Annotated in this window: 7 protein-coding genes; 3 read left to right on the top strand and 4 right to left on the bottom strand. The window is 65.5% G+C overall.

What is annotated here, in order from left to right; genetic code table 11:
- Positions 1–130: 130 nt before the first annotated feature.
- Together qcrB and QH276_RS02885 are read left to right on the top strand one after the other, a co-directional pair.
- Positions 131–1,702, top strand: a complete 1,572-nt coding sequence (qcrB, locus tag QH276_RS02890) for a cytochrome bc1 complex cytochrome b subunit (protein WP_280406591.1) — start codon at positions 131–133, stop codon at positions 1,700–1,702.
- A 395-nt stretch (positions 1,703–2,097) separates the two neighbouring features.
- Positions 2,098–3,399 carry a PucR family transcriptional regulator gene (locus QH276_RS02885; RefSeq protein ID WP_280396722.1) on the top strand — a complete coding sequence of 434 codons (1,302 nt, stop codon included), beginning with the start codon at positions 2,098–2,100 and terminating at the stop codon, positions 3,397–3,399.
- Positions 3,400–3,485: 86 nt separating this feature from the next.
- On the opposite strand, the gene QH276_RS02880 is transcribed toward QH276_RS02885, so the two are convergent.
- The 4 genes from QH276_RS02880 to QH276_RS02865 form a co-directional block, all read right to left on the bottom strand.
- On the bottom strand, positions 3,486–3,809 hold the full coding sequence (locus tag QH276_RS02880; protein WP_280396721.1) for a hypothetical protein: 324 nt from the start codon (positions 3,807–3,809) through the stop codon (positions 3,486–3,488).
- A gap of 434 nt (positions 3,810–4,243) precedes the next feature.
- On the bottom strand, positions 4,244–4,996 hold the full coding sequence (locus QH276_RS02875) for an alpha/beta fold hydrolase (protein ID WP_280396720.1): 753 nt from the start codon (positions 4,994–4,996) through the stop codon (positions 4,244–4,246).
- Between the two features lie 330 nt (positions 4,997–5,326).
- Entirely contained in the window at positions 5,327–5,536 is a 210-nt protein-coding gene (locus QH276_RS02870) for a 4-oxalocrotonate tautomerase family protein (RefSeq protein WP_280396719.1), read from the bottom strand.
- Between the two features lie 50 nt (positions 5,537–5,586).
- Entirely contained in the window at positions 5,587–6,345 is a 759-nt protein-coding gene (locus QH276_RS02865) for an SDR family oxidoreductase (RefSeq protein WP_280396718.1), read from the bottom strand.
- Positions 6,346–6,432: 87 nt separating this feature from the next.
- Between QH276_RS02865 and QH276_RS02860 the strand changes: the two genes are divergently transcribed.
- On the top strand, positions 6,433–7,290 hold the full coding sequence (locus tag QH276_RS02860) for a helix-turn-helix domain-containing protein (protein ID WP_280396717.1): 858 nt from the start codon (positions 6,433–6,435) through the stop codon (positions 7,288–7,290).
- Positions 7,291–7,380 lie beyond the last annotated feature (90 nt).

The following is a 7,380-nucleotide window of genomic DNA, read 5'->3' as shown; positions in this document are numbered from 1 at the left end:
GGTTTACGGGCCTGTTGGGTTTTTCCCGCGCGCCGGGGGGGGCGGGGGCCGCCCTCTTTGTCCGCGCGTTCCGCTCCCCCCCCCTCCCGGGCCGCCACTGCCCGCGGGGTGGCCGGACGATCGCTTCGCGATGGCCGCATTCGTGAAGCGATCGATCAACAAGGTGTTCCCCACCCACTGGTCGTTCCTGCTCGGTGAGATCACCCTGTACAGCTTTGTGATCCTGCTGCTGTCCGGGATCTACCTGACACTGTATTTCGATCCGTCGATGACGGAGGTGGTCTACAACGGGTCGTATGTGCCGCTGCGGGGTGTCACCATGTCCGCGGCCTACCGGAGTTCGCTGGATATCTCCTTCGACGTGCGGGGTGGGCTGTTCGTCCGGCAGGTTCACCATTGGGCGGCGTTGCTGTTCCTCGCGTCGATGATCCTGCACATGATGCGGATCTTCTTCACCGGCGCGTTCCGCAGGCCCCGGGAAGCGAACTGGACCATCGGCTCGATCCTGCTGATCCTGGCGATGTTCGAGGGGTACTTCGGTTACAGCCTGCCCGACGATCTGCTCTCCGGCACCGGGTTGCGGTCCCCGCTCGGCGGCATCACCATGAGCATTCCGGTGATCGGTACCTGGCTGCACTGGCTGCTGTTCGGCGCCGAGTTTCCCGGCAATGTGATCATTCCCCGGCTCTACATCGCGCATGTCTTGCTATTGCCCGGTGTGATGCTCGCGCTGATCGGGGCGCATGTGGCGATCGTCTGGTATCAGAAGCACACGCAGTATCCGGGGCCGGCCAGGACGGAGAAGAACGTGGTCGGCACCCGCATCGTGCCGGTGTTCGCCTTCGATCAGGGCGGGTTCTTCATGATCACCCTCGCCACGGTCGCCCTGATGGGTGGTCTGCTGCAGATCAATCCGATCTGGAATATGGGGCCCTACAACCCGGCGCAGGTGTCGGCGGGGTCGGCACCGGACTTCTACATGATGTGGACCGACGGTTTGGCGAGATTGCTCCCGGCGTGGGAGATCTACCTCGGTCCCTATACGATTCCCGCCGCTTTCTGGGTCGCTGTGGTGATGGGGCTGATCTTCACGCTGATCATCGTGTATCCGTCGATCGAACGGCGGCTCACCGGCGACACCGCGCACCACAATCTGCTGCAACGGCCGCGGGATGTGCCGGTGCGCACCGGCATCGGGGCCATGGCGCTGACTTTCTATATCGTGCTCACCCTGTCCTGTCTCAACGACCTCATCGCCTTCCGATTCGATATCTCGTTGAACGCGACGGTGTGGGCGGGTCGCATCGGCCTCCTGCTGGCACCGCCGACGGCCTACTATCTCGCCTACCGATTCTGTCTGGGGCTACAACGCAGTGATCGGGAGGTGCTCGAACACGGTATCGAAACCGGCCTCATCACCCGCCTGCCGCACGGCGAATACCTCGAGGTTCATCAGCCACTCGGGCAGGCCGGCGGCGACGGTCACCCGGCACCACTGCCTTATCAAGGGGCGCCGGTCCCGAAGCGCCTCAACAGGCTCGGTGCTGCCGGCCGACCGGGCATCGGATCGTTTCTCACGCCCGATCCGCCCGCGGAAGCCGAGGTGCTCGCCCGGCACGAGCACGACGGGGAACGTAGGCAGCTGGCGGTTCTGCAGGCTGCTCGTGACCGCGCCGCGGACGAGATCGGCGGGAACCGGTGATGTGGCGGCGAATCCGCGGGCAGCCGCAGGCCGGCGGATACGGGCTCCTGGTCGCCGCTGCCACGGTCGGTACGGATCAGCACGCCGAGGTCGTCCGGTGTATTCTGCGCGACGCCGGCGTCCGTGCCACCTCCGCTCCGGCGCACTCGCCCACGGCGTGGGGTGGACGGGTGCAGGTACTGGTGTTTCCCGAAGACGCCCCCCGAGCCTATGAAATATTGTGTCGGCACACCCACTGAACACCGCGGGTAGGCAGCGGTGCCGCAGCCGCCGGGTCGATGTGCGCTCTGCGCCGCAGGCCAGTGCCTGTTCCGGCCCGGCGGCATATCCCGGTCGCGAACCGCCGGCTGATCTCGGTAACCCCTGAGCGCGAACGTATTCGAGAGGTCGCAGCCATGATCCGTTCCACACCCGAACTGCCGCGCAACGGAGCACCGGCCGGCCTTTCGGCGAGCCGGATTTCCGAAGAGGTCGTGATATTCGGTATCGATCTGCGGGCGCGGGAACCGGAGATCGCCGCCACGCTGGCCCGGCGGATCACGCAGGAAGTCGATTACATCCGCGACGATCCGCAGCTGGCGGAACTGCGTATCGCCAGCGTGCACGCCAATGTGGCAACCATGATCGAGATCTTGGCCAACGATATCCCCGTTCACCACCTGCAGCCGCCCATCGCGGCATTGGAATACGCCCGGCGTGCCGCGCAGCGTGAGATACCTTCGCATTTCCTGGTGCGCTCGTATCACTTGGGGCAGAACTCGATGATGCGGATCTGCCATGACGAGATCGGGCGGCGGAATCTGCCCGGCGATCTGGGGTTGGCCGTTATCGAACGCCTCACCGATATCGTCCACTCGTATGCCGATTGGATCACCCTGTACGTTCTCGAAACCTATGAGGCCGAACGTAAGCGATGGATGAACGTCCGGGGCACTATGCATTCGGCGGCAGTGCATACGCTGCTGGCCGCGGCGGCACCGGACCGGGTGGCTTTCGAAGCCGAGACCGGGTACCGGCTCGACCGTATGCATCTCGCGCTGATCGCGTGGTACAGCGGCAGTAACGAGGCCGAGGCGCTGACCGTCCTGGACACCGGTATCGAAAGGGTGGCCCGCGCGGTGGACAGTGCCGGTCCGGCACTGAGTACCGCGATCGATCGCCGCACCCTCTGGGCGTGGTGCCCGCTGAACAAGCGGCCGGCCGCCGGTTCCGCGGAACTGAACGCCGCCGTCGACCTACCCGCTGATATGCGGCTGGCCGTCGGCCTGGTGGGCGACGGCGCGGAAGGATTCCGTCGTTCGCATCAGCAGGCCGCGGCCGCCTATTTCGTCGCCACGGTGCCGGGTATCCCGCCCGAGCACCGGCTGACCGGCTTCGGCGATCCTGGTGTGGCGGTGGTGTCCCTGCTGGCCAAGGATCTGGCCGCCACCCGCGAATGGGTGCACGAGACCCTGGGCGAACTCGCCGAGAACACCGAGCAGGCGGCGATGTTACGCGACACCCTGCGCACGTTCTACGAGACCGGAAACAGTCATCTGCACACCGCGAAGAAGATGACCCTGCACCGCAACACCGTCAAATACCGGATCACCAAGGCTCTCGCCGCCACCGGAACCGCCGGAACACCGCACGAGACCCTGGATATCGCGCTTGCGCTGCGTATCTGCCGCTTCCTCGGCGCGAAAGTACTTCGGTGACCGTACGCTTGCGCGACCGGCTCATTCCCATACCTACGCCTCGCGGCCACTCGGACCACGCAGGATTTCGCCTGTGCGAGCTACGACTACGACACCACCCAGCCGAACGGCTGGCCCCGGTACAGTTCCAGTTGCACCTTGGTGCCCTCGGGGATTCCGGTCGCGGGAACGTTGTAGATGAGGACGCCGTTCCCGTTCTCATAATGGTCCGGCCGATAGGCCACGTTTTCGTTCGGTTCGAATATCGCGCCATCCGGTGCCACCAGCTGGAAATGTGTCCTGGAAGGAACATGAGTGGGGTCGGGGGACGCTGTTTCCACGGCCAGGACCAAGTACTGCTCTCCCGGCTTCCGGAATTCGGCGGGGATGTGCGGATCGGTATTCGTGATTCGTGCCGAGGTGACCGTCATAGTGATCCGTGGCAAAGTGTCGACGCCGGTGCCCCGCATGTCGAAGGTATCCGTGAATTCGATCGGCTCGCCGACGGCAGCCCATTGCGGCCGGGGCGGCGACGGCGTGATCGGGGCGGCGGTGGATGGCGGGGCAGATTCTCGGGTCGACGGGAGAGGACTCGAATTCGTGGACCCGCCGCAAGCCGTGACTGCGAGGATCGCGAATATGCTCACCGTGCCACCGATCCGTCGCCAGACCTCCTTGTGCCGAGTTCCGGTCGCCGCCTTCGGTATCGCACGCATGAACGAAGCGTACCTCGCGTCCCGCTCACCAGCACCGGTCCATCGTTCGCGACCGGCGCTTACCGAGGTTCTCGGAGTAACCGTCGAAAGTTGGACGGAAATGTATGAACAGGGCGCAGTTCACCTCCATCGCGTCCTGATGTCAGGGTTCAATCGTTCGCGTATACGAACTCGGCGACGACGTCGGCGAGCGCGACGAGTGCGTCGTTGTGCACCCAATGGCCGGCTTCGAATTCCGCGAGTCGAACACCGGGCCGGGCTGCGGCCATTCGATCGGCGGTTTCCCCGGAAAACAACCTGCTGCGTTTGCCTCGAATAAGAAGAGCGGGCGCCGTCGTCGAGGCCCACTCCTTGCTGTAATCTCCGATCGAATCGAGCTGGGACTGCTTCATTGCCGCGTAATCGAACGGGAATCCCCACCCGTCGGAGAATCGAACTGCGCTCTCCAGGAAGTAGTAGGGGTCCTCGATGCCCTGCGCTCGGACCATGTCCGCGAGTTTCAGGAAAGTCGAGGCTCGCACGGCCCAACCGGACTGGTCCAGAACAGCCGGACCGACCACTGCGGCGCCCTCTTCCAGGATCAGCGACTTCACCAGCTCGGGACGAGCCGCCGCAATCAGGAGGGCATGCGTTCCGCCCATTGAATGTCCGTAAAGATGTACGGGCCCGCTGCTGTGTTGCTCGATGAAGGCGATCATCCGGTCGACGTACGTCGCGGGCGACAACGGGAGATGGGCTGGTGCACTACCGTGGCCCACCTGGTCCGGAGCCACGATATGTAGCCGCCCGGACAGTTGACGGGCGAACGAGCGGAAGGTCTCCGAGCTACCGAAGTGCCCGTGTAAAGCAATCACCGTAGGCCCGTCGCCGCCGAAGTCGTGGAACGGCCATCGTGTGGTCATGAACTACCCTTTCAACGCAATCGGTGATCTGTGAGCGGATCGAACGATGCGTCACTCGCACGGCTGAACGTTTTTCGATGGGCATCGTTCCGCATGGAATCGGACCACGCACACGAATATTCGATCGATTCGGGCGCAGCCATGCCGGGTATCGTCGCGCCCGACGCGGCGCAGTTCCAGGCGAAATGCAGGCCGGTCGGCAGCCACAGCGACCGCGTGAGTCGATGCGGTCGCGTGTGCCCGGCCCCGGCGATGTGGCTGCTCCGCAGCGCGAAACTCGCTGCCCCGCGCCGGCCAGTTCACCGCGGGACCTCCCGGAAACCTGGTGAATCAGGTGTTGCCGTTGAGCATTTCGGCAGTCAGCACAGTGCCGCCGACCCCCCAGCCGCCGTCGATGACCTCGTCGACGAGGACGACGGTGGTCGCGCGAGCGCGTTCGCCGTAGATCTCGACATACAGCTCGGTAGTGCGTTCCACAATCTTCCGCTTGTCCTCGTCGTCGACGGTTCCAGCGGGGACCTTGAAGTTGGCGAACGGCATAGTGATCTCCTCAGGTGATGTGGTGTTCGGTGATGTCGGCGGTCTCGGCGTCAGATCATTCCGCCGTTGGCGCGCAGGATCTGGCCATTGATCCAGTGCCCCTCGGGGCCGGTGAGGAAGGCGACCACGCGCGCGATGTCCTCCGGCGTGCCCAGGCGTTCGAGCGGTGGATTCCCGGCCAGCGCTGTGATCTGTTCCTCGGTCTTCCCGTCGAGGAACATCGCGGTCGCGGTCGGGCCGGGAGCCACCGTGTTGACGGTGATATCGCGGCCACGCAGTTCCCTGGCCAGGATCAGGGTGATCGCTTCCACGGCGCCTTTGCTGGCGGCATAGGCGCCGTAGGTGGGGAACTGGGTGCCGACCACGGATGTCGAGAAGCTCACGAACGAGCCGCCGTCGCGCAGCCGCCGCGCAGCCTGCTGGGCGACGACGAAGGTGCCGCGGATGTTGACCCGGTGAATCGCGTCGAGAACTTTCAGATCGAGATCGGCGATGGTGGACAGGGCGAGGCGGCCTGCGGAGTTGACGACGACGTCGACGCCTCCGAACTCGGCCTCGGCGCGGTCGAACAGTGCGGAGACCGCATCTTCGTCGGCGACGTCGGCCTGGACCGCAATGGCGGTGCCACCCGCCGCGGAGATGGCGATCACGGCTTCCTCGGCAGCGCCGGCGTTGTCGGTGTAGTTGACGACAACGGTGCTGCCGCGGGCCGCGAGCTCGAGCGAGATCGCCCGCCCGATGCCACGGGACCCTCCGGTGACGACGGCAACCTGCCCTGCCTTTCCTGATGCGGTGTCGGTGGATGTCATGTTCTTCACTATCGGCGGCGCGGGCGGCGGGTACGAGGGGACGTCATCCCCTGTGTCGCCGGCCCGGCATGCCGCAGACTGGAAATCATGAACGTCGCGAAGTATGCCGAGCTGGGTGCGTTCCTGCGGTCCCGGCGCGAGCGCATCCGGCCCGAAGAGGTCGGATTCGTGCCCGGGCCGCGACGGCGCGTGCGCGGGCTCCGTCGCGACGAGGTGGCCCAACTCGCCGGAGCTTCGGTGGACTACTACAACGAACTCGAGCGCGGGGCCGGGTCGCAGCCGTCGGAACAGATGCTGGCGGCACTGGCGCGCGCCTTGCGGCTGACGGCCGACGAACGCGACCACATCTATCACCTCGCCGATCGTCCGCTGCCGCGCGCCGGGACCACGAGTTCGCACGTCCATCCAGGAATGGTCGACCTGCTCACCCGGCTGACGGCGACGCCCGCCCAGGTGATCACCGACCTGCACGTCACGCTGGTGCAGAACGCTGCGGCTGTCGCGCTGCTCGGCGATCAGTCCGGCTGGCAGGGCATGGCGGCAAGCTTTGTGTACCGATGGTTCACCGATCCCGCAGCCCGGCGGCTCTACCCCGAAAGTGACCACGAGACCCAGTCCCGGGCGTTCGTCGCCGATCTGCGGGCCGCCGCCGGCCGTCGCTCCGCCGCGGATTCCGAAGCGGCTTCGCTCATCTCCGAGCTGCTGAGTTGCTCCGCCGAGTTCGCGGCGCTCTGGACAGCTCACGAGGTGGCATTCCGGCGAAACGACCGCAAACGTATCAACCACCCGGTTCTCGGCCTGATCGAAGTCAACTGCCTCAATCTGTTCAGCGAAGACGGCCGGCAACGGCTGCTCTGGTTCACCCCGGCCACCGGCACCGACTCCGCGGACAAGCTGGACCTGCTCACCGTGGTCGGCACACAGGAGTTCACCGACCTCCTGTGACCGGTGCCGGGATCCCGACGTCACACGTCGGTCGGCCCGACCGGTATGCCGATACCTGCCACGCCGTGCGGTGGTGGCCGACCAAGTCCG

This window comes from Nocardia carnea, from assembly GCF_029869215.1.
Taxonomy (GTDB): Bacteria; Actinomycetota; Actinomycetes; order Mycobacteriales; family Mycobacteriaceae; genus Nocardia; species Nocardia carnea_B.
Note: the sequence above shows the minus strand (reverse complement) of the source record. Positions and strands in the feature narration are given on the sequence as shown.

Bases quoted from the DNA above. Each gene is read 5' to 3' on its own strand.
- qcrB (WP_280406591.1), top strand. From the start codon at position 131: ATGGCCGCATTCGTGAAGCGATCGATCAACAAGGTGTTCCCCACCCAC.
- QH276_RS02885 (WP_280396722.1), top strand. From the start codon at position 2,098: ATGATCCGTTCCACACCCGAACTGCCGCGCAACGGAGCACCGGCCGGC.
- QH276_RS02880 (WP_280396721.1), bottom strand. From the start codon at position 3,809: ATGACGGTCACCTCGGCACGAATCACGAATACCGATCCGCACATCCCC.
- QH276_RS02875 (WP_280396720.1), bottom strand. From the start codon at position 4,996: ATGACCACACGATGGCCGTTCCACGACTTCGGCGGCGACGGGCCTACG.
- QH276_RS02870 (WP_280396719.1), bottom strand. From the start codon at position 5,536: ATGCCGTTCGCCAACTTCAAGGTCCCCGCTGGAACCGTCGACGACGAG.
- QH276_RS02865 (WP_280396718.1), bottom strand. From the start codon at position 6,345: ATGACATCCACCGACACCGCATCAGGAAAGGCAGGGCAGGTTGCCGTC.
- QH276_RS02860 (WP_280396717.1), top strand. From the start codon at position 6,433: ATGAACGTCGCGAAGTATGCCGAGCTGGGTGCGTTCCTGCGGTCCCGG.